The sequence below is a fragment of the Halomonas eurihalina genome, assembly GCF_008274785.1.
In the GTDB taxonomy this organism is placed as follows: Bacteria; Pseudomonadota; Gammaproteobacteria; order Pseudomonadales; family Halomonadaceae; genus Halomonas; species Halomonas eurihalina.
The window spans coordinates 105,830-128,847 of sequence record NZ_VTPU01000012.1; the positions used below are offsets into that span (position 1 = coordinate 105,830).

The following is a 23,018-nucleotide window of genomic DNA, read 5'->3' on the forward strand; positions in this document are numbered from 1 at the left end:
TCGATACGAAACGCTATCGGGTTCAATGCAGGCCGAGTAGGTAGTTGGCCAGGGCGTTCATGTCGCGTTCGTTCAACTTGGCGGCGATATCGCGCATGATGCCGTTGGGATCGTTATCGCGATTGCCCTCGGCGAAGGCCCTCAGCGCGGCAATGGTATAGTCGGTCTTTTGGCCCGACAACGCTGGATAGGCAGCACTGCCGATGCCGGCCCCGGTGGGCGTGTGGCAGGCACTGCAGGCGGGTAGCCCGCGTTCCAGGTCGCCGGCACGGTAGAGTTCGCGGCCATGGGCTACCAGATCCTCGTCGGGATCGGCCTGGCCCAACGCCGGCGTCTGCTCGGCGTAGAAGGCAGCCACGTTGCGGATGTCCTGATCGGAGAAGCTGTCTAGTTGCCCGGTCATCTGCGGCACATCGCGGCCGCCGTCACGGATCTCCTCGAGCTGCTTGACCAGGTAGGAGGCCTTCTGGCCGGCGAGGTTGGGAAACATGCCGGAGGGGCTGACGCCGGTCTGGCCATGGCAGGCGGCGCAGGGTTGCGCCTTCTCGCGACCGGCGGTGACATCCGCTTGCGTGACAGTGTCCGCCGCGGCGGCGTTCCATGCGGCCATGAGCATGATCAGGCTTGCCAGTAGCTGTCTCATCGCTGTTCCACTGTTGTTGTCGTGCCATGTCCCGGTCGTCGGCGGCGCGGACCCGGTGATATACTCTCGATGCCCGGGTCGCAGACACATGATGCTGCAGTATAACGGAGCCCCCGGAATGCGGAAACGACACCGTTTCACGCTTTCCTCGACCAACATCAGGATCTGCCATGTCGCGACTCAATTACCAGGCCGCCCGTTTTCTCACCAGTGCCCCGACCCTGGCGCAATGCCCGGCGGACACCGGAGCCGAGGTCGCCTTCGCCGGCCGCTCCAACGCCGGCAAGTCCAGCGCCATCAACGTCCTGACTCGCCAGAAGGCCTTGGCGCGCACCTCCAAGACCCCTGGCCGCACCCAGTTGATCAACTTCTTCACGCTGGGCGATGACATCGAGCTGCGTCTGGTCGACCTGCCTGGTTATGGGTATGCCAAGGTACCCGATTCCGTCAAGCTGGAGTGGCAACGCCATCTGGCCGACTACCTGCAACGCCGCACTTCATTGCGTGGTCTGGTGTTGCTGATGGACGTGCGTCATCCGCTCACCGAATTCGATCAGACCATGCTTGGCTGGGCCGACGAGCAGGAAATGACTGTGCACATCCTGCTGACCAAGGCCGACAAGCTGAAAAGCGGCGCCGCCAAGAATGCGCTGCAGCAGGTACGTTCCCAACTGCGCGAATGGGAGGACCTGGTGTCCATCCAGTTGTTCTCGGCGCTCAAGAAGCAAGGCATCGAGGAGGTGCATGCGCGCCTGGACGACTGGCTGCTGAGTGAAGCACCTACCAGCTAGTGCATTGGGGCTTCCGGAGGCAGGCTTTCGTGAGGGCGCTGTGAACCCTTCCCTGGGCGCTACATCCGCCATCCATGGCGAATGACCCTCACTACACCTGCCTCCGGAGGTCGGTGTCGTGCAGAGGAGTTGCGTTTTTGGCCTGCTGTTTTCCTCGGCCAGTTAGTCTCCCGTGGTGATGGCTACTCCCGCTCCATCCACTCCAGCAGGTCCGGTAGTTCCCTGACATGCGCCAGCCGATACGCGCCCTTGGGCATCGGCGTGTCGGCCGGGGCGTGCGGGGCGATCCAGGCCGCGCGCATGCCCAGCCGGATTGCCGGCAGAATGTCCTCCTGCCATGAATCTCCCACATGCAGCGCTCGCGCCGGTGTCGCGCCCAGGCGGCTGAGTGCTGCCAGAAAGGGGCGGGCGTCGGGCTTGGGTGCCGGCATCTCGCCGGCGGCGATGATCACCTCGAAATGACGCGACAGCGCCAGTCGATGAAAGGCCAGGTTGCCGTTGGTGATGGCGCCCAGGCGGTAATCCCGCGCGAGGGCTTCGAGCAGGGGCTCGGCTTCGGGGTAGGGCGAAACCTCCAGGCGCAGGGCGTGGAAGCGCGTCATGGTGAGCGAGGCCCACAGCCAGGCTGAAGCGCGCGATAGCCCGAACTCCTCCAGCAACTCGACCAGGGCACGTTCGCGTATCCAGGTGAAATCGCCGCGTCGCAATGGATAGCGCTCGGCGAGGTGGCGGCGATGGGTCTGGTAGCGGGTGATCGGCACGGCCTCGGCGAAATGGCGCGGTGCCTCGCCATGGGCGGCGAGCCAGGCGGCCAGTTGTTCGTCGAGCCAGGCGTAGTGAGCCTGCTCGGTGCGGGTCATCACGCCCTGGTTGTCCCAGAGGGTATCGTCGAGATCGAAGGTCAGGGCGCAGAGTCGGGAGTCGTGTCGGGTCATGTGTCGTCGGTGTCGCGTCGGCGGCGGGCTCGAGGGTGGGCGGCGTCGTAGCCGGCCGCCAGGTGTTGCCAGTCGAGTCGCGTGTAGACCTGGGTGGTGGAAAGATTGGCGTGGCCGAGCAGTTCCTGGACGGCGCGCAGATCCTGGCTGGATTCGAGCAGATGGCTGGCGAAGGAATGGCGCAGTCGGTGCGGATGCAAGTGCTCGGCGAGCCCGCGTGTAAGCGCCAGCTGTCGCAGGCGCTGCTGGATCGCCCGATGGCCGAGTCGATTGCCCCGGGCGCCGACGAACAGGGCCGGCTCGCCGTCGGCGGCCAGCGCCCCCCGCAGCGACAGCCAAGTGGTGAGCGCCTGGTCGGCGCGTCGGCCCACCGGTACCTGGCGGGGCTTGCTGCCCTTGCCGAGCACACGAACCCGCTGGGCGTGGATGTCGTCGAGATCGAGCGCGGCCAGTTCGGCCAGACGCAGGCCGCTGGAATAGAACAGCTCCAGCATGGCCTGGTCGCGGCATGCCAGGGGCGAGCCATCATGGGGCGTGTCGAGGAAATGCGCCAGGGCATCCACATCCACAGGGCGGGGCAGGTCGCGAGGCACGCGCGGAGTGCGGACCAGCGAGACCGGATTGTGGTCCAGATACCCTTGAGCCATCAGATGCTCGGCGAAACGCGACAGGGCCGCGCGGCGCCGGGCCAGGCTACGCGGGGCCAACCCCCGGGCACGCTCGCCGCCGAGAAAGCGACGCAGCAACGCGGCGTCCAGGGCGGCGGGGTCGCCGATGTCATGGCGGTCGAGGAAGTCGAGCAGCGCCGTCAGGTCGCGGCGGTAGGCGTCCACCGTGGCCGGACTGGCGGTGCGGGCGAGCGCCTCGAGAAAGGCATCCGCCTCGCGGCCGAACGGCGTCGCGGTATCGATGAGCCTAGCCATGTTCCGTTGGCGTCAGGCGTACCATCAGCCGGGCCACCACATCGCCAACGTATTCGGTGAACAGGGTGTCCATGCTGGCGCGGAAGTGGTCCGGAGAGGGGCTGGCCAGTATCAGGTAGCCCAGCGGCTCACCCACGGCGAGTCGTGTCAGTGCGCAGGAACCGCTCTTCTCGGGCAGCGTGGTGTGGGGCAGCAGGCGTTGCCAGTCGGAGCGCGTCAGCCGGGTGCAGCGGCTGGTGCGGTCGTCGAGCAGGGCAGACAGGCGCTGCGCCGTGTGTTCGTCGAGGATATGGCGCGGCGGCTGGGGCGGCCGGGGTTCGCGGTCGGTCAGACTGGGCGGACACCAGAGGGCCACCGCCGGTGTCTGGAAGTGTTCGCTCAACTGGGCGGCCAGCGCCTGGCCGAGGGCATCGCTGTCCTCGGCTTCGAGCAGCGCCAGGATCAATTCGCGCGTGCGACGATACTGGCCCTCGTTGTGGCGGGCGGAATCCAGTAACTGCTCGAGACGGCCCTCGGCATGTTCGGCGCGGCTGCGCAGGTCCGCGACCAGGCGTTCGAGCAGGGAGGTAGCGCCCCGGGCCTCGGGATGAGGCACTCGGAGTTGCTGCAGCAGGCCTTCACGGCCGACGAAGAAGTCGGGATGCCGGGCCAGCCACTGGGCCACGACATCCGGGTCCAGGGTCTTGCGCGGCTCGGGAGCGGCTCGTGTCATGGCTGGTCTCCTTGATGTGGCGGTCGGGCCCGGGTGTCAGTTGATGGCCACGCGTCCCTCGAAGACGCGCTCGGCGGGGCCTGTCATGATCAGGTTAGCCTCGATGTTCGGCCAGTCGATCCTCAGCTTGCCGCCGGGCAGGTGCACGGTCACCGGGCTCTCGAGCAGGCCCTGGCGAATGCCGCAGGCCACGGCGGCGCAGGCACCGGTGCCGCAGGCCAGGGTTTCGCCAGCGCCACGTTCGTAGACCCTCAAGCGGATCTCGTGCGCGGACACGATCTGCATGAAACCGGCGTTGACGCGCCTGGGGAAGCGGGGGTGGCCCTCGATGGCCGGCCCCAGGGTCGCCACCGGCGCGGTCGCCACGTCATCCACGCGCAGCACGGCATGAGGGTTGCCCAGCGAGGCCACACCGACCGAGAGCTGCTGTCCGTTCACTTCCAGATCGTGCAGGGGGCGATCGCCGTCAGCCTCGAAGGGCAGGTCCTGTGGTGCGAAGCGTGGCTTGCCCATGTCCACGCTGACGTGGTCGTCATCCCCGACGGTCAGGGTCAGCGGGCCGCCGGTGGTCTCGACGTGAATCTCCCGCTTGTGGGTCAAGCGCTGGTCGAGCACGAAGCGTGCAAAGCAGCGGGCGCCGTTGCCGCAATTCTCCACTTCGCTGCCATCAGCGTTGTAGATCCGGTAGCGGAAGTCCATGTCCGGGTCGCGGGGCGGCTCGACCACCAGCAACTGGTCGAAACCGATGCCGAAGCGCCGGTCGGCCAAGGCGCGGATCTGCTCGTCGCGCAACCTGGCGCGCTGGGTGACCAGGTCGACGACCATGAAATCGTTGCCCAGGCCGTGCATCTTGGTGAACTGCAGCAACATCAGGACGTATCTCCCCCGACCATCGCGTCGTCCGGCAGTGTCGCCTCGCCCGCCCACAGATCCTCGAGGCGTTCGCGACGACGTACCAGATGCATGCGATCACCGTCGACCATGACCTCTGGAGGCCGCGGGCGGCTGTTGTAGTTCGAGGCCATGACGAAACCGTAGGCGCCGGCGGAGCGTACAGCCAGCAGGTCGCCGGCGGCAATGGCGAGCCGGCGCTGCTTGCCGAGGAAGTCGCCGGTCTCGCAGACCGGGCCGACTACGTCGTAGGTATCGGTCTCGCGAGGTTGGCGGGTATCCACCGGGAGGATCGCCTGCCAGGCCTGGTAGAGCGCCGGGCGAATCAGGTCGTTCATGGCGGCATCGACAATGGCGAAGTTCTTGGTCTCACCGGGCTTGAGAAATTCCACGCGAGTCAGCAGCACACCGGCGTTGGCGGCGATGGAGCGTCCCGGCTCGAACAGCAGCGTCAATCGCTCGCTGCCGGGCCAGCGCGACAGCCGCTCGAGCAGCGCGGTGGCGTAGTCGAAGGGCTGGGGCGGGTTCTCGTCCTGATAGGGAACGCCCAGGCCGCCGCCCAGGTCGAGATGTTCGACCTCGATGCCGGCGTCGCGCAGTTGCTCGAGCAGGGCCAGCAGGCGATCCAGGGCATCGAGGAAGGGCGAGAGCTCGGTGAGCTGGGAGCCGATATGGCAATCCAGCCCGGCGACGCGCACGTTGTCCATGCCGGCGGCCTGGCGGTAGACCTCGAAGGCCTCGTCCACTGGGATGCCGAACTTGTTGTCCTTCAGGCCGGTGGAAATGTAGGGGTGGGTGCCGGCATCGACATCCGGGTTGACGCGCAGCGACACCGACGCCACCTTGCCGAGCCCCCGAGCCACGGCATCGAGGCGCTCCAGCTCGGCGCGGGATTCGACGTTGAAGCACTTGATGCCGACCTCGAGGGCACGAGCCATCTCGTTTTCCTGCTTGGCGACGCCGGAGAAAACGATCTTGGCGGGATCACCGCCGGCAACCAGCACGCGCTCCAGCTCGCCCACCGAGACGATGTCGAAGCCGGCGCCGAGGCGGGCCAGCAGCCCCAGCACCGCCAGGTTGGCGTTGGCCTTGACCGCATAACAGATCAGGTGCGGGTGGCCGCCCAGCGCTTCGGTGTAGGCGCGAAAGTGGCGCGCCAGGGTAGCTTTGGAATAGACGTAGCAGGGCGTGCCGAAGGCGTCGGCGACGCTGGTGAGGTCGACATCCTCGCCGTGCAGGACACCGTCCCGGTAGTCAAAATGATCCATGTCTAGTCGCCTTCCTCGTCGGCGGCCCCTTCGGGCGGGGTGGCGTCGTCGCGTTCGCTGGTGGCCTCGTCATGCGGGGCGTAGCGCTCCGCCGCGGCCTCGTTGTCGGGTTGGTAGAGCGGCCCCTTCTGGCCGCAGCCGGCCAGCGCGATGGCCGCCAGCAGGAGGATGGGCACGAGCCGGCGCATCAGTCACGGCTCCCCAGCGCCTTGAGCGCTTCGCGGGCCCGTTGGGCGGCGGCGCGGACCTGATCCGGAGCGGTGCCGCCGATGTGCTGGCGGGCCGCCACGGAGCCTTCCAGAGTCAGCACCTCGAAGACGTCCTCACCGATCGAGGAGGAAAAGCCCTGCAGCTCCTCGAGGCTCATTTCCGAGAGGTCCTTGCCCTCGCGCAGGCCATGGGCCACGGATTGGCCGACGATCTCGTGGGCGTCGCGGAAGGCCACGCCGCGGCGTACCAGGTAGTCGGCCAGATCGGTGGCGGTGGAGAAGCCCTTGCGAGCCGCCTCGAACATGTTGTCCGCCTTGGCCTCGATGGCCGGCACCATGTCGGCGAAGGCCTTGAGGCAATCCTGCACGGTGGCGACGGTGTCGAACAGCGGCTCCTTGTCCTCCTGATTGTCCTTGTTGTAGGCCAGCGGCTGCGATTTCATCAGCGTCAGCAGGCTCACCAGATGGCCGTAGACCCGGCCGGACTTGCCGCGTACCAGCTCCGGCACATCGGGGTTCTTCTTCTGCGGCATGATCGACGAGCCGGTGCAGAAGCGGTCGGGCAGGTCGATGAAGTCGAACTGGGCGCTGGTCCACAGCACCAGTTCCTCGCTCATCCGCGACAGGTGCATCAGCAGCACGCTGGCGAAACTCGTGAACTCGATGGCGAAGTCACGATCGCTCACGGCGTCGAGGCTGTTCTCGGCGGGACGCTCGAAGCCCAGCAGCTCGGCGGTAACGTGGCGGTCGATGGGATAGGTGGTGCCGGCCAGGGCGGCGGCCCCGAGCGGCAGCACATTGACGCGCTTGCGGCAGTCGAGCAGACGTTCGTGATCCCGGGCGAGCATTTCCTGCCAGGCCAGCAGGTGATGGCCGAAGGTCACCGGCTGGGCGGTCTGCAGGTGGGTGAAGCCGGGCATGATGGTCTCGGCCTCGCGGTCGGCCAGCTCGATCAGCCCTTCGCGCAGCCGGGTCAGTTCGGCGGCCACGGTGTCGATCTCGTCGCGCAGGAACAAGCGGATGTCGGTGGCCACCTGGTCATTGCGGCTGCGGCCGGTGTGCAGCTTCTTGCCGGTGATGCCGATCTTCTCGGTCAGGCGTGCCTCGATGTTCATGTGCACGTCTTCGAGCTCCACCGACCAGGCGAAGCTGCCAGCCTCGATTTCGGCAGCGACTTCGTCGAGGCCGCCGAGGATGGCATCGCGCTCGTCCTCGGTGAGCACGCCCACTCGAGCGAGCATGGTGGCATGAGCGCGCGATCCCTGGATGTCGTGCAGGGCCAGTCGACGATCGAAGTCGACCGAGGCGGTGAAGCGGGCGACGAAGGCGTCGGTAGGCTCGCTGAAGCGGCCGCCCCAGGACTGGTTGGTGCTGTTGCTCGTCGGGCTTGAGCTCATCGGGCTGACATCCTGCTGACTGTTCGGTGGGTAACGGCGCCGGCGATGCCCCGGTCGCGCTGGTTGACATGCCGGAAGTGTACCAGAGTCCGGGGAACAGGCGAGGGGCGGGCAGCGTCGTTGTTGGCCGGGGAAGGCGATTTTCCCTGTTCTCTCCGGTACTTTATGATGAAGGAAAATCATGTCATCACCACCGGGTCCGGTCGCGGCGCCGCCGCGATGCGCGAACCGGTACGGGGGAACCAGGTGCAAGCCATGCAGACGCTGCGTATCGCCACTCGCAAGAGTCAGTTGGCCATGTGGCAGGCCGAACACGTCCGCGACCGTTTGATGGAGGTCCACCCGGAACTGACGGTGGAGCTGGTGGCCCTGTCCACTCGCGGCGATCAGATTCTCGACACGCCGCTGGCCAAGGTGGGAGGCAAGGGGTTGTTCGTCAAGGAGCTCGAGGAAGCGATGCTTGATGGACGAGCGGACATTGCCGTGCATTCCATGAAGGACGTGCCCATGCAGTTCCCCGAGAGTCTCGGCCTGTCGGTGATCCTGGCGGGGGCCGAGCCCACCGATGCCTTCGTTTCCAATCACTACGCCTCGCTCGACGAGTTGCCGGAGGGCGCGCGAATCGGCACCTCCAGCCTGCGGCGCGGCCTGCAGATGCGCGAGCGTCGCCCCGACCTGGAAGTGCTGAACTTGCGTGGCAACGTCCAGACCCGGCTCGGCAAGCTCGACAACGACGAGTTCGACGCCATCCTGCTGGCCACCGCCGGCCTCAAGCGACTGGGGCTCGATGGGCGCATCACCCAGGAGCTGCCGCCCGAGATCTGCCTGCCGGCCTGCGGGCAGGGCGCGCTGGGTATCGAGTGCCGCATGCACGATGCCGAGTTGATTGGCTTGCTGGCGCCGCTCGACGATCCGGACACCGCGACCCGTGTGCGCGCCGAACGGGCCATGAACACCCGCCTCGAGGGCGGCTGTCAGGTACCGATCGCCGGTCATGCGGTGTTCGAGAACGATGACCAGACGCTCTGGCTGCGTGCGCTGGTCGGAAATCCCGAGGGCACCGAGGTGCTGCGTGCCGAGGGGCGCGGTTCCATCCATGAGCCCGAGGCTCTGGGTATTCGCGTGGCGGAAGAATTGCTCGACCAGGGCGCGGGAGACATCCTCGCCGAGGTCTACGGCGCCAATTGATGGTGGGCGCGCCGGTCCTGATCTGTCGCCCGGGGGCGCGTGCCGCGCCGCTGGCCGAGGCCATCGAGGCCGCGGGCTTCGCCGTCGAGTGTGGCGAGGTGATGGCACTGGAGGCGCTGCCCGAGAGCCAGGCGATGCGTTCTGCCTGGCTGGATTTCGATCAGTTCCAACGGGTGGTGGTGACCAGCCCCTTTGCTGCCGAATGCCTGGCCGAGGCGCTGGACCGTTACTGGCCGCAACTCCCCGTGGGCATCGAGTATTACGGTGTGGGGCCGAGTACTGCCGCCGCCCTGGACGAAGCTCTGGGAGTGCGCGTGCATGTGCCGCCACGCGGCGAAGAACACTCCAGCGAGGCGTTGCTCTCGCTGGGGTCGCTGCAGCGACTGGATGGGCAGCGTACCCTGCTGGTCGCCGGTGAGGGCGGGCGCACGCTGCTGGCCGAGACCCTGGCCGAGCGCGGCGCGCGGTTGACGCATCTGGCGGTCTATCGGCGGCGTCTGCTCGAGCCGTCGCCGGTGTTGCAGCGGCGGTTGTGGGAAGGCGACTATCATGCGTTGGTGGTGAGTAGCGGAGAAATCCTCGAACATCTGGCAAGATGGTGTTCACGTACCGCCTTGGACCAACCGTTAATCGTATCCAGTCACCGGTTGGCTACACTAGCCGGCACACTGGGGTTTCGTGTTCCCGTCGTGGCATCGGGAGCCACGCCCGCCGCACTCGCGGCCGCCGTGGCACGGGCCAGGGACCCGGAGGAGACCGATGTCGATCATGACGATCTCGAAAAGGGCTAGCGACAGATGAGCAAGCAATCACAAGATCAGGATGAACAGCAAACGCCCTCCGGCGAAGCCCAGGGCGGTGCCGATGCAGGGATCACGGAGCGCCAGCCGGAAGAGAGCGCCAAGACCGGAAGCTCATCGTCGCGTCGCTCGCGCCGACGCGGCAAGAGCGACGGTGCGTCCACGTCCTCTGCCGAGTCCGGTAGCGCATCCAGCGCTACGGCCGCTTCCGATGCCACGCCGGGTGACGCCGAAGCGGACAAGCCCGGTACCGTGAGCGGCGCCACTTCTTCGGCCCGGACGGACAAATCTTCGGGGAAGGCCGAGAAGAAGGCGGACGATAAGTCGTCCAGCTCGACGGCGGCCGCCGCGCCTGCCAGCGGCAGTACCAGTGGGAGCAAAAGCTCGGCCGACAAGGGCTCAACCAAGGCGGCAAGCAGCAAGACCGACACGGCCAAGGCCTCGAGTGGCAAGGCGAGTTCGGGCGGCGGAAAATCCGGCGGCAGCGATGGCAATGGCGGTGACAAGCGCGGCAAGGGAGGCAAGGCTGGCGTCCTGGCCCTGGTGCTGGTGATCCTGCTGGCGATCGCCGTCGGCGTGTTCGGCTGGTTGGGCTGGCAACGTCTCCAGGACCAGCAGCAGCGTTTGGCTTCGGTGCCTGAACAACCGGCCACCGAGGCGCAGGTGAACGATCTATCGAATCAGCTGCAGAGCGATCGCAGCGAGCGTGAATCGGCGGCCGACTCGCTGCGCCAGGAATTCGAGACATACCGCAGCAATGTCGACGAGAACCTCGACAAAGTGCTCCAGCAGCTGTCCCGGGAGCAGCAGACCGACGAGCGGGACTGGCTGCATGCCGAGGCCGCCTATCTGCTGCGCTTGGCCAACCAGCGCTTGCAATTGGAGCGGGACGTCGAAGGGGCTGCCGCGCTGCTGCGCACCGCCGATACCCGACTCGAGGAAGCCGACAATCCAGCGTTGCTTCCGGTACGCCGCGAGATCGCCTCGGAGCTGGCCGCATTGCGTTCGGTACCGCGCGTCGATCGAAGCGGCCTGTTCCTGACGCTCAATGCCCAGCAGGAACAGATCGCCGGGCGCCCTCTGGCCCAGGATGTCGAAGAGATAACCGGCGACGCTTCCATCGAGGAGGCCCCTGCCGGCGGCTGGCAGCAGCAGCTGGCCAAGGTCGGCTCGGAACTCAAGGACCTGGTCACGGTGCGCAAGCACGACGAGGCGCTGGAGGCCCTGATCTCGCCGGAGCAGGAGTCCTACCTGCGCCAGAGCGTGCGCCTGGTGCTGGAGCAGGTCCAACTGGCGCTGCTCAAGGAGGAGCAGGCGCTGTATGACGCCAGCCTCGACAAGGCACTGAAGCTGATTCGCGGCTACTACGATACCGATGACAGCGGCGTTCAAGGCGTCCTGTCGCAGCTCGAGGAACTCAAGGGACAGAGCATTCGTCCTGAGCTGCCGGACATCAGCGGCTCGCAACAGGCGCTGCAGAAATTCATCGAGAACCGCTTTGAGGCGGGTAGCGACGGCCAGGGAGACGAGGCATGAGGAAGCTGATTCTGATCGTGGTCGTCGGCCTCGCGATCGGGGCGCTGCTCGGCCAGTTGATAATGTCGGTGCCCGGCTACTGGCTGGTGCGGGTTGGTGACACCTCCTTCCAGACGACTTTCTGGTTCGGCCTGGTGCTGTTGTTCGCCGCCTTCGTGGTGCTGCATTTCTTGCTGCGGCTGCTCATGCGCCTTTCGCGGCCGGTTAGCCGCTTCAAGGGTTGGAGCAGTCGGTCGCGCAATCGCAGTGCCATGCGGCGTACCGTGCGGGGGCTGGTCGCTTTGGCCGAGGGCCGCTGGAAGCGCGCCGAGAAGGCACTGGTCAAGGCCGCCGACGACTCCAGTACACCGCTGGTCAATTACCTTTCCGCCGCCCTGGCCGCGCATTACCAGGGCCGCTATGAGCAGGCCGACACCCTGCTCAAGCGGGCTCATCTGAGTACCGAGGGCGCCGACACGGCAGTGGGCATGATGCAGGCCCAGCTGATGCTGGACCGCCAGCAGTACGAGGAGGCCCTGGCGATCCTGACTCGCCTGGACCGTCACCTGCCCAATCACCCGCAGGTGCTCAAGCAGCTCAAGCAGGCCTATCTCAGTGTCAGCGACTGGGATGGCCTGCGTCGCCTGATGCCCCGCCTGGGCGCCCAGCAGTTGATTTCCGAGGAAGAGCGTGAACAGCTCGAGCAACGCGCCTATCGCGAGTTGATTGCCCAGGAGGCGAGAGATGCCGGCGATATCGAGCAGGTGCGTACCCTCTGGGCCGATATGCCTGATCACCTGCGCGGCAATGTCGATCTGATCGTGCTCTATGTCGAGGCCCTGGTGCGCGGCGACCAGCAGACCATCGCCGAGCGTCTGTTGCGCCAGTCGCTCAAGGATCATTGGGACAGTCGCCTGGTGTTGCGCTACGGGTTGCTCGAGGTCGACGCGGCGCGGCAACTGGTGGTGGCCGAGAAGTGGTTGCAGGAGCGTCCCAATGATCCGGACCTGCTGCTGACCCTGGGTCGCCTGTCGCTGCGCAACGCCTACTGGGGCAAGGCACAGGAGTATTTCGAGGCTAGCCATCGCCAGCGTCCCAGCGGCGTGGTCTGTGCGGAGCTGGCGCGGCTTTATGCCAGTCTGGGCGAGCACAACAAGAGCCAGCTCTACTATCGGCAGAGCGTCGAACTGCTCGACAAGTCGCTCCCCTCTCTGCCGCAACCCACCGAGCCGGAAGACACGCTGTCACGGGGCGCGCAACGGGCGTCCTGACACGCGTCGACAATCCGAGCAAAGGCAGTCGGCCCTCTCTGCGTCAGCAGCGGGGGCCGACTGCCTTTGCACGACAATTCCCCCCTTGGACAAAGCGTCGTCGTCGACATCGACGGGTCGCGTTTATCGCTTGTTTACAAATCAAATCATATTGTTTGCAACTTGGCGCGTTAGGGTCATATCCCTCCATCGCCGGTCTCTGGATACGTCATGCCTCCCTGGATCCGCCGTCACCCGAAGACGGTTCTTTCGCTACTGATCATCATCACGGCTGCGCTGGCGGTCGGCTGGCACTGGGGGCTGGCCTCGACGCCGGCAGCGCAGTGGCGGACCGCCCCGGTGACGCATGGTGATGTGGAGGACGTGGTCACCGCGCTGGGCACGCTGGAGCCCCAGGACTACGTGGACGTGGGCGCTCAGGTGTCCGGGCAGCTCACTGAGCTGTACGTTGATGTGGGCGACAGCGTGGAACAGGGCCAGTTGCTGGCGGAGATCGACGCCTCGGTGCAAAAGTCCCGGGTGGAGGCCGGCCAGGCGGAGCTGGACGCCCTGCGCGCCCAGCGCGAGCAACGCCAGGCCGAACTGGAGCTCGCGCGTCAGCAGTATCAACGCCAGCAGCGCCTGCACGATGCCGATGCCACCAGCGATGACGCCTATCAGACGGCCCGCTCCAGCTTCGAGGTGACCCGGGCACAGATCGCGGTACTCCAGGCGCAGATCCGCCAGAAAGAAGCCAGTGTGGAAGGCGACCGCACCACCCTGGGCTACGCCAGAATCTACGCGCCTCGTGCCGGCACCATCGTCAGCCTCGAGGCCCGCGAGGGCCAGACGCTGAACGCTAACCAGACCACCCCGACGCTGATGCGTATCGCCGACCTGTCGACGATGACGGTGTCCACCCAGGTCTCCGAGGCAGATGTGGACCGCCTGGCGCCGGGCATGCCGGTCTACTTCCATACCCTCGGCAACGACCAGGTGCGCTACGACAGCACTTTGCGCCAGGTGCTGCCGACGCCGGAGGTGGTCAACAACGTGGTGCTCTACACCGCCGAGTTCGACGTCGACAACGACGATGGCCGGCTGATGTCCGGCATGACCGCGCAGACCTTCTTCGTGGTGCAGTCGGCCGAGGACGCGCTGAGCGTGCCGGTGGCCGCCGTCACGCGCACGGAGCCTGGCCAGGCGCACGTCCGGGTGCTCGACGACCAGGGCCGGTCGCAGACCCGCGAGGTAACGGTCGGCTTCGACAACCGGGTGCGTGCCGTGATCCTCGATGGCCTCGCGGAGGGCGACAGCGTGATCCTCGGCCCGGCGACCGGGCAGGCCGCCGAGGGCGGAGATTCCGGGCGGCGCCGAGGACTGCTGTAATGGCGCTGATCGAACTGAGCGGCATCCGCAAGCACTACCCGGCCGGTGAGCAGGACGTGGAAGTGCTGCACGGCATCGACCTGAGCATCGAGGCGGGCGAGTTCATGGCCATCATGGGCAGCTCGGGCTCCGGCAAATCCACTCTGATGCACTTGCTCGGCTGCCTGGACCAGCCCAGCGGCGGTGAATACCGCTTCGCCGGCCGCCTGGTCACCGAGATGGACCACGAGCAGCTGGCCTGGTTGCGCCGCGAGATGTTCGGCTTCGTGTTCCAGAGCTATCACCTGGTCGGCACCGCCAGCGCCTGGGAGAACGTGGCTCTGCCCGCCATCTATGCCGGCATGCCGCGCGAGGAGCGCAAGCAGCGTGCCCAGCGGCTGCTCGGCGAGCTGGGTCTGGGCGAGCGCCTGGAGCACCTGCCCAACCAGCTCTCCGGCGGTCAGCAACAGCGCGTTTCCATCGCCCGGGCGTTGATGAATGGCGGCAAGGTGATCCTCGCCGACGAGCCCACCGGGGCGCTGGACAGCGTCAGCGGCGAGGCGGTGATGGAGCAGCTGCGCGAGCTTGCGCGCCAGGGCCACACCGTCATCGTGATCACCCATGATGCCGAGGTGGCCGCCCACGCCGACCGTGTGGTGGAGATCCACGATGGCCGGGTGATCGACGACCGCCGCCATCGCCCCCTCCACGAGGACTCGTCCCGAGTCGTGGCCGAGCCTCCCGCGCAATCGAGCCTGCCCGATGCCGCCGAGGTGGGCGAGGCGGTCGTCATGGCCCTGCGCTCGCTGCGCGCCAACTGGCTGCGCACCCTGCTGACGCTGCTCGGCATCGTGATCGGTGTCGGCGCAGTGGTGGTGATGCTGGCGATCGGTGAGGGCGCCAAGCAGGATGTGGTGGCCCGCATCAACGACCAGGGCACCAACCTGTTGGTGATTCGACCGGACCGCGGCCAACAGCGCGTGGCCGACGGCGTCATCGCCACCCTGGTGCCGGAAGACGCCGAGGCCCTCAAGCAGTTGCCCAATGTGCGCACCGCCGTGCCGGAAATCTCCGGCAGCGTCACGGCGCGGGCCAACGGCCAGGACGCCTCGACCAACGTGCAGGCCGTGACTCCGGATTTCACCAGCCTGCGCGACTGGCGGCCGGCGCAGGGGATCTTCTTCGGCGAGCAGGACCAGAAGGCCTACGCGCCGGTGGCGGTGATCGGCCAGACGGTCAAGGAGAAACTGTTTGCCGATGGCGACCCGCTGGGCCAGTTCGTGATGCTCGACAGCATTCCCTTCCAGGTGATTGGCGTGATGAGCGCTCAGGGGGCCACCAACTGGGGCGAGGACCAGGACGATGTGGTGTTCGTGCCGCTCTCCACCGGCACGCTGCGGCTGTTCGGCCAGAACTACCTGCGTTCCATCACCCTGGCCGTGGACGACGTCGCGTATATCGACGACACCGAGCAGGCCGCCGTGGAACTGCTCACCCAGCGCCACGGGCAGAAGGATGTGCGGGTCTTCAATATGGCCTCGCTGCTCGACATGGTCTCGCAGACCCAGAACACCCTGACCGTGCTGCTCGGCTCCATCGCCGCGATCTCGCTGCTGGTCGGCGGCATCGGGGTGATGAACATCATGCTGGTCAGCGTCACCGAGCGCATTCACGAGATCGGCATCCGCATGGCCACCGGGGCACGGCAGCGCAATATCCTGCAGCAGTTCCTGACCGAGGCGGTGGTGGTTTCCGCGCTTGGCGGCATCATCGGCGTGACCGTCGGCGTGCTGGTGGGTGGGCTGCTGATCTGGCTCGGCATGGCGATCGTTTTTTCCGTGCCGGTGATGGTGGCGGCCTTCCTGTGCGCCACGCTCATCGGCTTGCTGTTCGGTTTCGCCCCGGCGCTCAAGGCGGCGCGCCTGAATCCGGTGGAGGCATTGAGCAATGACTAGTCCATCCCGCAGCATCGCCTTGCTGCTGGCGGCCACCCTGCTGTCCGGCTGTGCCATGAGCTCCGGACTGAACGCGCCGCCGCCTGAATTGCCCGCCCAGTGGCTCAACCAGCAGCAGGCCAGCCGCGCCATGCTCGAGCACCCCCGCTGGTGGGAGCAGTTCGGCAGCGACGAGCTGGATCGGCTGGTGACCCAGGCGTTGGACGCCAACACCGACCTGCTGGCGGCTGCTGCCCGGGTGGAGCAGGCCGACGCTCGGCTCGCCCAGGCCGGCGCCTCGCTGTTTCCCTCCCTGGGGCTGAACGCCGGTGCCAGCCGCAACGGCACGATCGGCGCCGGTGGCTCCAGCGAAAGCTACGAGGCCAGGCTCAATGCCAGCTATGAGGTCGATCTCTGGGGGGCGCTGCGCAACAGTCGCGACGCCGCCAAGGCCTCGTTGCTGGCCAGCCGCTTCGATCGCGACACGGTACGGCTCACGGTGATTGCCAGCGTGGTCGATACCTATCTCCAGGTGCGCTATCTGGAGGACAGCCTGGCGCTGACCGAGGACAATCTGCGACTCGCCGAGCGCCTGCTGGATCAGGTTCGCGCCAAGGTGGAGAACGGCGCCGTCTCGCCCCAGGATCTGGCCCAGCAGAAGACCGTGGTCGCCAACGCCCGGGCCCGGCTGCCCGACCTGCGTCAGCAGCTTCACCAGAGTCGTTACGCCTTGGCCGTGTTGGTCGGCGAGACGCCGCAGGGCTTCCGGGTCGGGGGCGGCGAGCTCGCGGCGCTGACGCTCCCCGACATCCAGCCCGGCCTGCCGGATCAGGTGCTGGCGCGGCGCCCGGACATCGCCCAGGCCCAGGCCTCGCTGATGGCCGCCGACTACCAGGTGGCGGCGGCCCGTGCGGACTACTGGCCGTCGATCACCCTCACCGGCAGCGGCGGCTACAGCAGCAGCGACCTGTCATCGCTGCTCAGAGGCGACGCCCTCTACAACCTGGCCCTGTCGTTGCCCCAGGCACTGTTCGACGGCGGCGCCCGCCAGGCCCGGATCGATCAGGCCAGGGCCGCCTGGGACGAACAGCGCGCCGGCTATACTGGCACCCTGCTGACCGCCCTGCAGGAAGTGGATCAGGCGCTTGGCAACGTCCAGGCGCTGGCGGACCAGCAACAGTATCGCGACGAGGCCTACCGCCAGGCGGAAGAGGCCTACCGGATCGCCCGGATACGCTATCGAGAAGGGGCGACGGAGCTCACCGACGTGCTGAATGCCCAGAGCAGCTTCAACAGCGCGCGTCAGAACCGATTGGACCTGGCCTACGACCAGTACCAGTCCCGTGTCACGCTCTATCGGGTGCTCGGCGAAGGCGGTGATTCGCTCGTTGAGAGTTCGTCGAGTCTCGAGGGGCCAGACTCGGCTTAGCGGGTGCCTGCAGATGACGGCGGCAGTAAGCCTTGAGGGATGGCCCCGCCGCTGACGCGGCGAGGCCAGGCGGGAAGCCTCAGTTGCCACTCCCCGGGGTGTCGACGCCACCGTCGTCGTCCTGGTTGTGCACCTCCTGGGATACTGGCGACGTGGAACGCGTCGGCGTCTCGGGGTGCTTCGGCTGGCCGGCGGGGCTGCCGTCGATGGTGAAGTCCTGCTGCATGATGCGCAGGTTGGCCGGTGGCGCACCGCCTTCCTTGTCCGCCCCGAAGTAGAGGGTGGTGTGCGGGAAGGGGATCTCGATGCCGGCATCGTCGAAGTGGTACTTGACCAGGCGGTTGTAGGCACGCCCCACGGCCCATTGCGTTCCCGGCGTGGTCTTGATGCGTACCCGGATGTTCACCGAGCTGTCGGCCAGGGCGATCACACCAGCCACTTCCAGCGGTTCGAGGAGGTTGGCCTTCTGCTCCTCGTCCTCGGACAGATCGTCGAAGGCGGCATTCAAGGCCTGGATCGCTTCGTCGATGTTCTCGCGATAGGCGATGCCGTACTCGCCGACATGATAGGCGAACTCGCGCATGTAGTTGGACACGGTGTCGACGCTGGAGAAGGGCACGATGTGGTAGGTGCCGCTCAGGTCGCGCAGTCCCACCGAGCGAATGCTCAGGCGCTCGGCGGTGCCGGTGATGCCGCCGAGCGTGACCACGTCGCCGACGTTGAGGGCGTTTTCCACCTGGATGAAAACGCCGGTGATGATGTCCTGTACCAGCTTCTGGGCACCGAAACCGATGGCCAGGCCCAGCACCCCGGCGCCGGCGATCAGCGGGCCGATATTGATGCCGATCTCGGCCAGCACCACCATGATGGTCACGGTGATCAGGGTGATGGCGATGGCGTTGCGGAACAGCGAGAGCAGTGTCTGGGCGCGTGAAGAGGGCTCGCCTCTGCCGGTGGCCGGATTGAGCTTGTGCTCGATCAGGCTGGCCAGCACCAGCCAGATGGCAAGGGCGACCACCAGGATCACGGCGATGCTGAACAAGCGTGCGACCAGGCCGCGGCCCGCCTCGGAGGCGTACCAGCCGGCCAGGTCAAAGACCTGCCAGGCATTCAGCGACACCATCACCACCAGCACCAGCAGGACGATGCGCACGACCCGCAGTGCCTTGGGAATATAGGCGTTGAGACGCGCCTCCAGCAGCGGCAGCTTCTGGCGCAAGTCGTCCTGGAGGGTGATGCGTCGGCCAATGGTCTGGGTCAGGAACTTGGAGGCCCCGAGCCCCACCAGGATCGCGGCCAGGGTCTCGAGGGTGGCCAGCAGTACGAAGGGCAGGGCATCGGTCGGACGCGTCAGGGTCAGCACCAGCACCATGAAGAAGTAGGCGATGGCCAGCAGGTGCCAGATGCGCCCCAGCAGGGCCAGTGCGACGCGTGAGGCGGACAGGCTGGCCCGGGCTGCCTGGCGTTGCAGGGCGTCACGCAGGCGCTGGCGATTGCGCAGGACCACGGCAACGGCATAGATGAAGGCGCCGATCATGATCAGGGTGCCGATGCTCTGGCCGAGGGTCGGCGAGAGATAGGCGCTGGTCAGGGGTACCACCACCATCAGGCCATAACCGGCCAGGCCGATCAGGCGTGCGATCCAGCGGTTCCAGTAGGAAGCGTCCTCGGCATTCACGGGCAGCAAGCGCAGGCCCTCATAGCGCGAGGCGAACATCATGCGCACGCCGGCCTTGAGCAGCTCGATCACCAGGAAAGCGTTGAGGAACAGCGAGGCGCGAGTGGTCAGTGCGCCGCTTTCCCCCACCACGAAGGTAGCCAGCAGGTTGCCGCCGATATAAGCCAGTGCCACGACCAGGATGTCGACCAGTGCGGCCAGCACCACGCAGATGACAAGTCGGAGCAGTGGCTGAAGCGTCGGGCCATTCATCGACCAGAGGCTCAGGCGGGTGAACAGCGGCCGGACCAACCGGCGGATGATCAGGAACAGCGCGAAAGTGGCCAGGATGACCAGGCCCAGGTTGATGGCGGCGCTGGTCACCACGGCCAGGTCGATGGAGGCTCCCTCGTTGCCCCCGGTGAACAGGTTGGTCAAGGTGCTATACAGCAGGCTGACCTGCAGGCCGATGTCGCCTGCCACATGGCTGGTGAACTCTGCCAGCTGGCGTGGCAGGGAAGGGTCCTTCACCGCGGGGGCGGTACTGGCCTGCTCGCCACTCGACTCGGCGGCATCGGCCATGCCGCGCAACTGATCGATCAGTTGCTGGCGCGTCTCGGGGTTCTCGAGCATGTCGGCCAGGGCGGCATTGGCCGGGGCGCTGGCCCCCGGGTCCGACGACTGCGCCAGGGCTGGGCCGGCAAACGCCAGCAGGGCGATCACCAGCCAGCCAAGGGCCAGGGGTAGGAGTCGTGTCTTGCTCACGCTATGGCCTCCGTGTCAGGGCGTAGAGGGGTTGGGGAAAAGCCCATCAGATTATCATAGACGGACATGCTCATATGACCCTAGCAGCGCATAGCGCTTGAACAAGGGACCGTCAGGGGAAAGAAATGGGACAGCGGCTGGCGAAACATGACGCCATGGCTTTGTGGCCGCTCTCAGGCCCCGCTACCATGACGGCGCACATTCGGAGGAGATCACGATGACACTCGGCCCGCTGGATTGGCTACTGGTGGTGCTAGGCGGCGCTTTGGGCGGCATGGCGCGCCTGGCTGTCACGGAGTTGGCGGGGCGCTGGTGGGGGCGCGCCTTTCCCTGGGGCACTCTGGTCGTCAATCTGGGCGGAACCCTGGGAATCGGTGTCCTGGCCGCCCTGGCGGGCTGGCCCGAGGCCGGCGCGGTCGGCTGGACGTTCCTGGCCGTCGGCGTGCTGGGCGGCTTCACCACGGTCTCTTCCTTCAGCCTGCAGACCCTGACGCTCTTCCAGGAAGGACGGCGCAACGCTGCCCTGCTCAATATCGTGGTCACCCTGGTGCCGGGCGTCGCCGTGGCGGGCCTGGGCTGGTGGGCCGTGGGAGGTGGTGCATGAGCGGCTGGCGCGGCTATCTGTCGGTCGGACTGGGCAGTGGCCTGGGGGCGGCCCTGCGGCTGCTGGTTGCCCAGGGTGCCTGGGCGCTCTGGGGCAGCGCCTTCGTCTGGGGCACACTGATCGTCAACCTGCTTGGTTCCTGGCTGATCGCCGCCTTCGCGGCCCGGGCCTCGCAGCGCATCAGCGGGCATGTGGCGCGCTGGCAGCCTTTCCTGGTTGCCGGCTTCTGTGGCGGCTTCACGACCTTCTCGCTGTTCGGCCTGGAAACCTTCCATCTCCTGAACACCGGCCATCCCTGGCTGGCGCTGGCCTATGGCGTCGGCAGCGTGCCCTTGTGGCTGGGCGCGGCCTGGCTGGGGCAGCGGGCCGGCACACCGTCGTGACTCGATAAAGCCTCCACGGATCGGCGTGCCGGCCGGTATTCAAGCCTTCTTCTTGCCCTGTGTGGCCTTCTTCGCCGGTGCCTCGGTGGGCGTTGCGCCGTCATCGCCGGTCTGGCGGGCGGTGAAATGCTCGCGTACCAGCTTCAGCAGGCCCTGGGTGGAGCCGTCGAAGTCCTGGCTCTGTTCGTCGATGCGCTCGCTGATCTCGCCGGCGATGCGTTTGCCGAGCTGGACGCCCCACTGATCGAAGGAGTTGATGTTCCAGATCACGCCTTGCACGAACACCTTGTGCTCGTACAGCGCGATCAGGGCGCCTAGGTTACGCGGCGTCAACTCGTCGAGCAGCAGGGTGCTTGAGGGCCGATTGCCCGGGCAGCTGTAGGGATCGAGCCGACTGCTTTCCTGGCTGCCCTCCATGAAGGCGTTGGCCTGGGCCAACATGTTGGTGAGCAGCGCGAAGTGGTGATCTTCCACTCCCGGTTCCGGCTTCAGCGAGGCGATGAAGTCGATCGGCACGTAGCGGGTGCCCTGGTGGAGCAACTGGAAGAAGGCGTGCTGGCCGTTGGAGCCGGTCTGTCCCCAGACGATGGGGCCGGTCTTGTAGTCGACGGGGTGGCCGAAGATGTCCACCGACTTGCCGTTGGACTCCATGTCGAGCTGCTGGAGGAAGGCCGGCAACTGATGCAGCGCCTGATCGTAGGGCACGATGGCATGGGTCTCGGCGCCCTGGAAGTTGATGTACCAGATGCCGATCAGCGCCATCAGTACGGGCATGTTGGCGCTGTTGGGCGCATTCAGGAAATGCTGGTCCATTTCGTGGGCGCCTTCGAGCATGTCCATGAAGCCGTCGAAGCCGATGGAAAGCGCGATGGGCAGTCCGATCGAGGACCACATCGAGTAACGCCCGCCGACCCAGGCCCAGAATTCGAAGACGTTCTCCTCGCGAATGCCGAATTCCATGGCGGCCTTGCGATTGGTCGAGGCCGCGACGAAGTGGGCGCCCACGTCGGCCTCCTCGCCGGCATTCTCCAGGAACCAGCGACGCGCCGTCTTGGCGTTGAGCAGCGTCTCCTGGGTGGAGAAGGTCTTGGTGGAAACGATGAACAGGGTGGTAGCCGGGTCCAGGCGCGATAGCACCTTCTGGATGTGGGTGCCGTCGACATTGGAGACGAAGTGGAAGTTGATCTCCGGGTGGCGGTGCTTGAGTAGCGCGCGGCAGGCCATGTTGGGGCCGAGGTCCGAGCCACCGATGCCGATGTTGACCACGTCGCGGATGCGCTGGCCGTTGTAGCCCTTCCACTCGCCGCTGCGCACTTCCTCGGAAAAACGCCTGATCTGCTCGCGGGTGCGGTGGATCTCCGGCATCACGTCCTTGCCGTCGACCATCAGCGGATCGTCGCCCAGGTTACGCAGCGCGGTATGCAATACGGGCCGGTTCTCGGTGACGTTGATGATGTCGCCGGAGAACATCTGGGCACGGCGCTGGACCAGCGCGGAGTGGTCGGCCAGCTCGAGCAGCTTGTCGAGCACCGCATCGGAGATGTGATGCTTGGAGTAGTCGAGGAAGAGCCCGCCGACCCTCAAGCTCATGCGCTCGAAACGCTGCGGGTCGGCAGTGAAGTAATCGCGGATGCGGTCGTCAGCGGTCTGGGCCTGGAGCTGTTTCAGGGCTTGCCAGGTGACGCTGCGAGTGAGCTGAAACATGCCAATGTTCCTCTCGGTTATCGTGCGTTGTTGTCGTGCATCGGTGGCGTTATGTCAGGGGTTGCGGGCCGATACCCAGCTGCCGGCATCGGGCACGGTCATCTCGTAGTCCTGGTCGAGCAAGGGCGAACTGAGCAGGAAATCCGCGCTGGCCGGATTGCAGGCCACCGGGATGTTCCACAGGGCGGCCAGGCGCAGCAGGGCCTTGACGTCCGGGTCATGGGGCTGGGGAGCGAAGGGGTCCCAGAAGAAGACCAGCAGGTCGAGCCCCTGCTCGGCGATGCGGGCGCCGATCTGCTGGTCGCCGCCCAGCGGGCCACTCATCAAGGGTTCCACCTCGAGCCCCAGCTGGCGCGAGATGCGGTTGGCCGTGGTGCCGGTGCCGATCAGTTCGTGCTCGGCCAGGGTATCCCGCCAGCGCCCGGCCCACTCGAGCATTTCTGCCTTTTTGCCGTCGTGGGCGATCAGGGCAATGCGCTTGCGGGCCGGCAGGGTGCGGCGGACGTTGCGTTGCGGGCGTGCGTCAGGCATGGCGGTTCTCCACGGCCAGGATCTTCAGGGTGTCGGTGCCACCGTGGGCATTCATGTGATCGCCGCGGGTCAGGATCACATGGTCGCCCGGCTCGGCGATGCCCTGGGCCACCAGGCGCTC

At 66.6% G+C, this 23,018-nt stretch carries 21 protein-coding genes; 10 read left to right on the forward strand and 11 right to left on the reverse strand.

The window, feature by feature from the left end; translation table 11 throughout:
• Positions 1–22 precede the first annotated feature (22 nt).
• Entirely contained in the window at positions 23–643 is a 621-nt protein-coding gene (locus tag FZZ93_RS12935; protein ID WP_149322734.1) for a c-type cytochrome, read from the reverse strand.
• 170 nt (positions 644–813) lie between these two features.
• Between FZZ93_RS12935 and yihA the strand changes: the two genes are divergently transcribed.
• Positions 814–1,434, forward strand: a complete 621-nt coding sequence (gene yihA, locus FZZ93_RS12940) for a ribosome biogenesis GTP-binding protein YihA/YsxC (RefSeq protein WP_149322735.1) — start codon at positions 814–816, stop codon at positions 1,432–1,434.
• Positions 1,435–1,616: 182 nt separating this feature from the next.
• Here yihA and FZZ93_RS12945 read toward each other — a convergent pair whose 3' ends face one another.
• From FZZ93_RS12945 to argH, 7 genes are read right to left on the reverse strand one after another with little or no spacing between them, the layout of a single operon-like run.
• Positions 1,617–2,369 carry an HAD family hydrolase gene (locus tag FZZ93_RS12945; RefSeq protein ID WP_149322736.1) on the reverse strand — a complete coding sequence of 251 codons (753 nt, stop codon included), beginning with the start codon at positions 2,367–2,369 and terminating at the stop codon, positions 1,617–1,619.
• Positions 2,366–3,292 carry a tyrosine recombinase XerC gene (locus tag FZZ93_RS12950; RefSeq protein WP_149322737.1) on the reverse strand — a complete coding sequence of 309 codons (927 nt, stop codon included), beginning with the start codon at positions 3,290–3,292 and terminating at the stop codon, positions 2,366–2,368. Before FZZ93_RS12950 ends, FZZ93_RS12945 begins: the two co-directional genes overlap by 4 nt.
• Positions 3,285–4,004, reverse strand: coding sequence for a DUF484 family protein (locus tag FZZ93_RS12955; RefSeq protein WP_149322738.1), 720 nt, complete (start codon positions 4,002–4,004; stop codon positions 3,285–3,287). Before FZZ93_RS12955 ends, FZZ93_RS12950 begins: the two co-directional genes overlap by 8 nt.
• A gap of 36 nt (positions 4,005–4,040) precedes the next feature.
• Entirely contained in the window at positions 4,041–4,874 is an 834-nt protein-coding gene (gene dapF / locus FZZ93_RS12960) for a diaminopimelate epimerase (protein WP_149322739.1), read from the reverse strand.
• Positions 4,874–6,163 (reverse strand): diaminopimelate decarboxylase, encoded by a 1,290-nt coding sequence (lysA, locus tag FZZ93_RS12965; RefSeq protein WP_149322740.1) that lies wholly within the window; start codon positions 6,161–6,163, stop codon positions 4,874–4,876. The genes dapF and lysA overlap by 1 nt, the downstream gene beginning before the upstream one ends.
• 2 nt (positions 6,164–6,165) lie before the next feature.
• Positions 6,166–6,339 carry an LPS translocon maturation chaperone LptM gene (gene lptM, locus FZZ93_RS12970; RefSeq protein ID WP_246146217.1) on the reverse strand — a complete coding sequence of 58 codons (174 nt, stop codon included), beginning with the start codon at positions 6,337–6,339 and terminating at the stop codon, positions 6,166–6,168.
• Between the two features lie 11 nt (positions 6,340–6,350).
• A complete protein-coding gene (gene argH, locus FZZ93_RS12975) occupies positions 6,351–7,769 on the reverse strand; it encodes an argininosuccinate lyase (RefSeq protein WP_149322742.1) in 1,419 nt (472 codons plus the stop codon).
• A 255-nt stretch (positions 7,770–8,024) separates the two neighbouring features.
• Here argH and hemC point away from each other — a divergent pair, with 255 nt between their 5' ends.
• The 7 genes from hemC (at position 8,025) to FZZ93_RS13010 (ending at position 17,253) form a co-directional block, all read left to right on the forward strand.
• On the forward strand, positions 8,025–8,957 hold the full coding sequence (gene hemC, locus FZZ93_RS12980; protein WP_407650272.1) for a hydroxymethylbilane synthase: 933 nt from the start codon (positions 8,025–8,027) through the stop codon (positions 8,955–8,957).
• The gene (locus FZZ93_RS12985; RefSeq protein ID WP_187774529.1) at positions 8,957–9,748 is read left to right on the forward strand and encodes a uroporphyrinogen-III synthase; all 792 of its coding nucleotides are present in this window, start codon (positions 8,957–8,959) and stop codon (positions 9,746–9,748) included. Before hemC ends, FZZ93_RS12985 begins: the two co-directional genes overlap by 1 nt.
• 6 nt (positions 9,749–9,754) lie before the next feature.
• A complete protein-coding gene (locus FZZ93_RS12990) occupies positions 9,755–11,293 on the forward strand; it encodes a uroporphyrinogen-III C-methyltransferase (RefSeq protein ID WP_149322743.1) in 1,539 nt (512 codons plus the stop codon).
• Positions 11,290–12,543, forward strand: coding sequence for a heme biosynthesis HemY N-terminal domain-containing protein (locus tag FZZ93_RS12995; RefSeq protein WP_149322744.1), 1,254 nt, complete (start codon positions 11,290–11,292; stop codon positions 12,541–12,543). The genes FZZ93_RS12990 and FZZ93_RS12995 overlap by 4 nt, the downstream gene beginning before the upstream one ends.
• Before the next feature lie 210 nt (positions 12,544–12,753).
• Positions 12,754–13,911, forward strand: coding sequence for an efflux RND transporter periplasmic adaptor subunit (locus FZZ93_RS13000; protein ID WP_149322745.1), 1,158 nt, complete (start codon positions 12,754–12,756; stop codon positions 13,909–13,911).
• Positions 13,911–15,845, forward strand: coding sequence for a MacB family efflux pump subunit (locus tag FZZ93_RS13005; protein WP_149322746.1), 1,935 nt, complete (start codon positions 13,911–13,913; stop codon positions 15,843–15,845). The genes FZZ93_RS13000 and FZZ93_RS13005 overlap by 1 nt, the downstream gene beginning before the upstream one ends.
• Positions 15,838–17,253: an efflux transporter outer membrane subunit gene (locus tag FZZ93_RS13010; RefSeq protein WP_149322747.1), complete on the forward strand. Its 1,416-nt coding sequence runs from the start codon at positions 15,838–15,840 to the stop codon at positions 17,251–17,253. The genes FZZ93_RS13005 and FZZ93_RS13010 overlap by 8 nt, the downstream gene beginning before the upstream one ends.
• Positions 17,254–17,332: 79 nt before the next feature.
• On the opposite strand, the gene ybiO is transcribed toward FZZ93_RS13010, so the two are convergent.
• A complete protein-coding gene (gene ybiO, locus FZZ93_RS13015; RefSeq protein ID WP_149322748.1) occupies positions 17,333–19,675 on the reverse strand; it encodes a mechanosensitive channel protein in 2,343 nt (780 codons plus the stop codon).
• A gap of 217 nt (positions 19,676–19,892) precedes the next feature.
• Here ybiO and crcB point away from each other — a divergent pair, with 217 nt between their 5' ends.
• Together crcB and FZZ93_RS13025 are read left to right on the forward strand one after the other, a co-directional pair.
• Positions 19,893–20,279, forward strand: coding sequence for a fluoride efflux transporter CrcB (gene crcB / locus FZZ93_RS13020; protein ID WP_149322749.1), 387 nt, complete (start codon positions 19,893–19,895; stop codon positions 20,277–20,279).
• Positions 20,276–20,662: a fluoride efflux transporter FluC gene (locus tag FZZ93_RS13025; protein WP_149322750.1), complete on the forward strand. Its 387-nt coding sequence runs from the start codon at positions 20,276–20,278 to the stop codon at positions 20,660–20,662. The genes crcB and FZZ93_RS13025 overlap by 4 nt, the downstream gene beginning before the upstream one ends.
• A gap of 39 nt (positions 20,663–20,701) precedes the next feature.
• Here FZZ93_RS13025 and pgi read toward each other — a convergent pair whose 3' ends face one another.
• Positions 20,702–22,366 carry a glucose-6-phosphate isomerase gene (pgi, locus tag FZZ93_RS13030; protein ID WP_149322751.1) on the reverse strand — a complete coding sequence of 555 codons (1,665 nt, stop codon included), beginning with the start codon at positions 22,364–22,366 and terminating at the stop codon, positions 20,702–20,704.
• Between the two features lie 54 nt (positions 22,367–22,420).
• Complete coding sequence (locus FZZ93_RS13035; protein WP_149322752.1) at positions 22,421–22,897, reverse strand: methylglyoxal synthase; 477 nt, start codon at positions 22,895–22,897, stop codon at positions 22,421–22,423.
• Positions 22,898–23,018: the final 121 nt, after the last annotated feature.

Coding starts and splice junctions, on each gene's coding strand:
- FZZ93_RS12935 (WP_149322734.1), bottom strand. CDS start 643: ATGAGACAGCTACTGGCAAGCCTGATCATGCTCATGGCCGCATGGAAC.
- yihA (WP_149322735.1), top strand. CDS start 814: ATGTCGCGACTCAATTACCAGGCCGCCCGTTTTCTCACCAGTGCCCCG.
- FZZ93_RS12945 (WP_149322736.1), bottom strand. CDS start 2,369: ATGACCCGACACGACTCCCGACTCTGCGCCCTGACCTTCGATCTCGAC.
- FZZ93_RS12950 (WP_149322737.1), bottom strand. CDS start 3,292: ATGGCTAGGCTCATCGATACCGCGACGCCGTTCGGCCGCGAGGCGGAT.
- FZZ93_RS12955 (WP_149322738.1), bottom strand. CDS start 4,004: ATGACACGAGCCGCTCCCGAGCCGCGCAAGACCCTGGACCCGGATGTC.
- dapF (WP_149322739.1), bottom strand. CDS start 4,874: ATGTTGCTGCAGTTCACCAAGATGCACGGCCTGGGCAACGATTTCATG.
- lysA (WP_149322740.1), bottom strand. CDS start 6,163: ATGGATCATTTTGACTACCGGGACGGTGTCCTGCACGGCGAGGATGTC.
- argH (WP_149322742.1), bottom strand. CDS start 7,769: ATGAGCTCAAGCCCGACGAGCAACAGCACCAACCAGTCCTGGGGCGGC.
- hemC (WP_407650272.1), top strand. CDS start 8,025: ATGCAGACGCTGCGTATCGCCACTCGCAAGAGTCAGTTGGCCATGTGG.
- FZZ93_RS12985 (WP_187774529.1), top strand. CDS start 8,957: ATGGTGGGCGCGCCGGTCCTGATCTGTCGCCCGGGGGCGCGTGCCGCG.
- FZZ93_RS12990 (WP_149322743.1), top strand. CDS start 9,755: ATGAGCAAGCAATCACAAGATCAGGATGAACAGCAAACGCCCTCCGGC.
- FZZ93_RS12995 (WP_149322744.1), top strand. CDS start 11,290: ATGAGGAAGCTGATTCTGATCGTGGTCGTCGGCCTCGCGATCGGGGCG.
- FZZ93_RS13000 (WP_149322745.1), top strand. CDS start 12,754: ATGCCTCCCTGGATCCGCCGTCACCCGAAGACGGTTCTTTCGCTACTG.
- FZZ93_RS13005 (WP_149322746.1), top strand. CDS start 13,911: ATGGCGCTGATCGAACTGAGCGGCATCCGCAAGCACTACCCGGCCGGT.
- FZZ93_RS13010 (WP_149322747.1), top strand. CDS start 15,838: ATGACTAGTCCATCCCGCAGCATCGCCTTGCTGCTGGCGGCCACCCTG.
- crcB (WP_149322749.1), top strand. CDS start 19,893: ATGACACTCGGCCCGCTGGATTGGCTACTGGTGGTGCTAGGCGGCGCT.
- FZZ93_RS13025 (WP_149322750.1), top strand. CDS start 20,276: ATGAGCGGCTGGCGCGGCTATCTGTCGGTCGGACTGGGCAGTGGCCTG.
- pgi (WP_149322751.1), bottom strand. CDS start 22,366: ATGTTTCAGCTCACTCGCAGCGTCACCTGGCAAGCCCTGAAACAGCTC.
- FZZ93_RS13035 (WP_149322752.1), bottom strand. CDS start 22,897: ATGCCTGACGCACGCCCGCAACGCAACGTCCGCCGCACCCTGCCGGCC.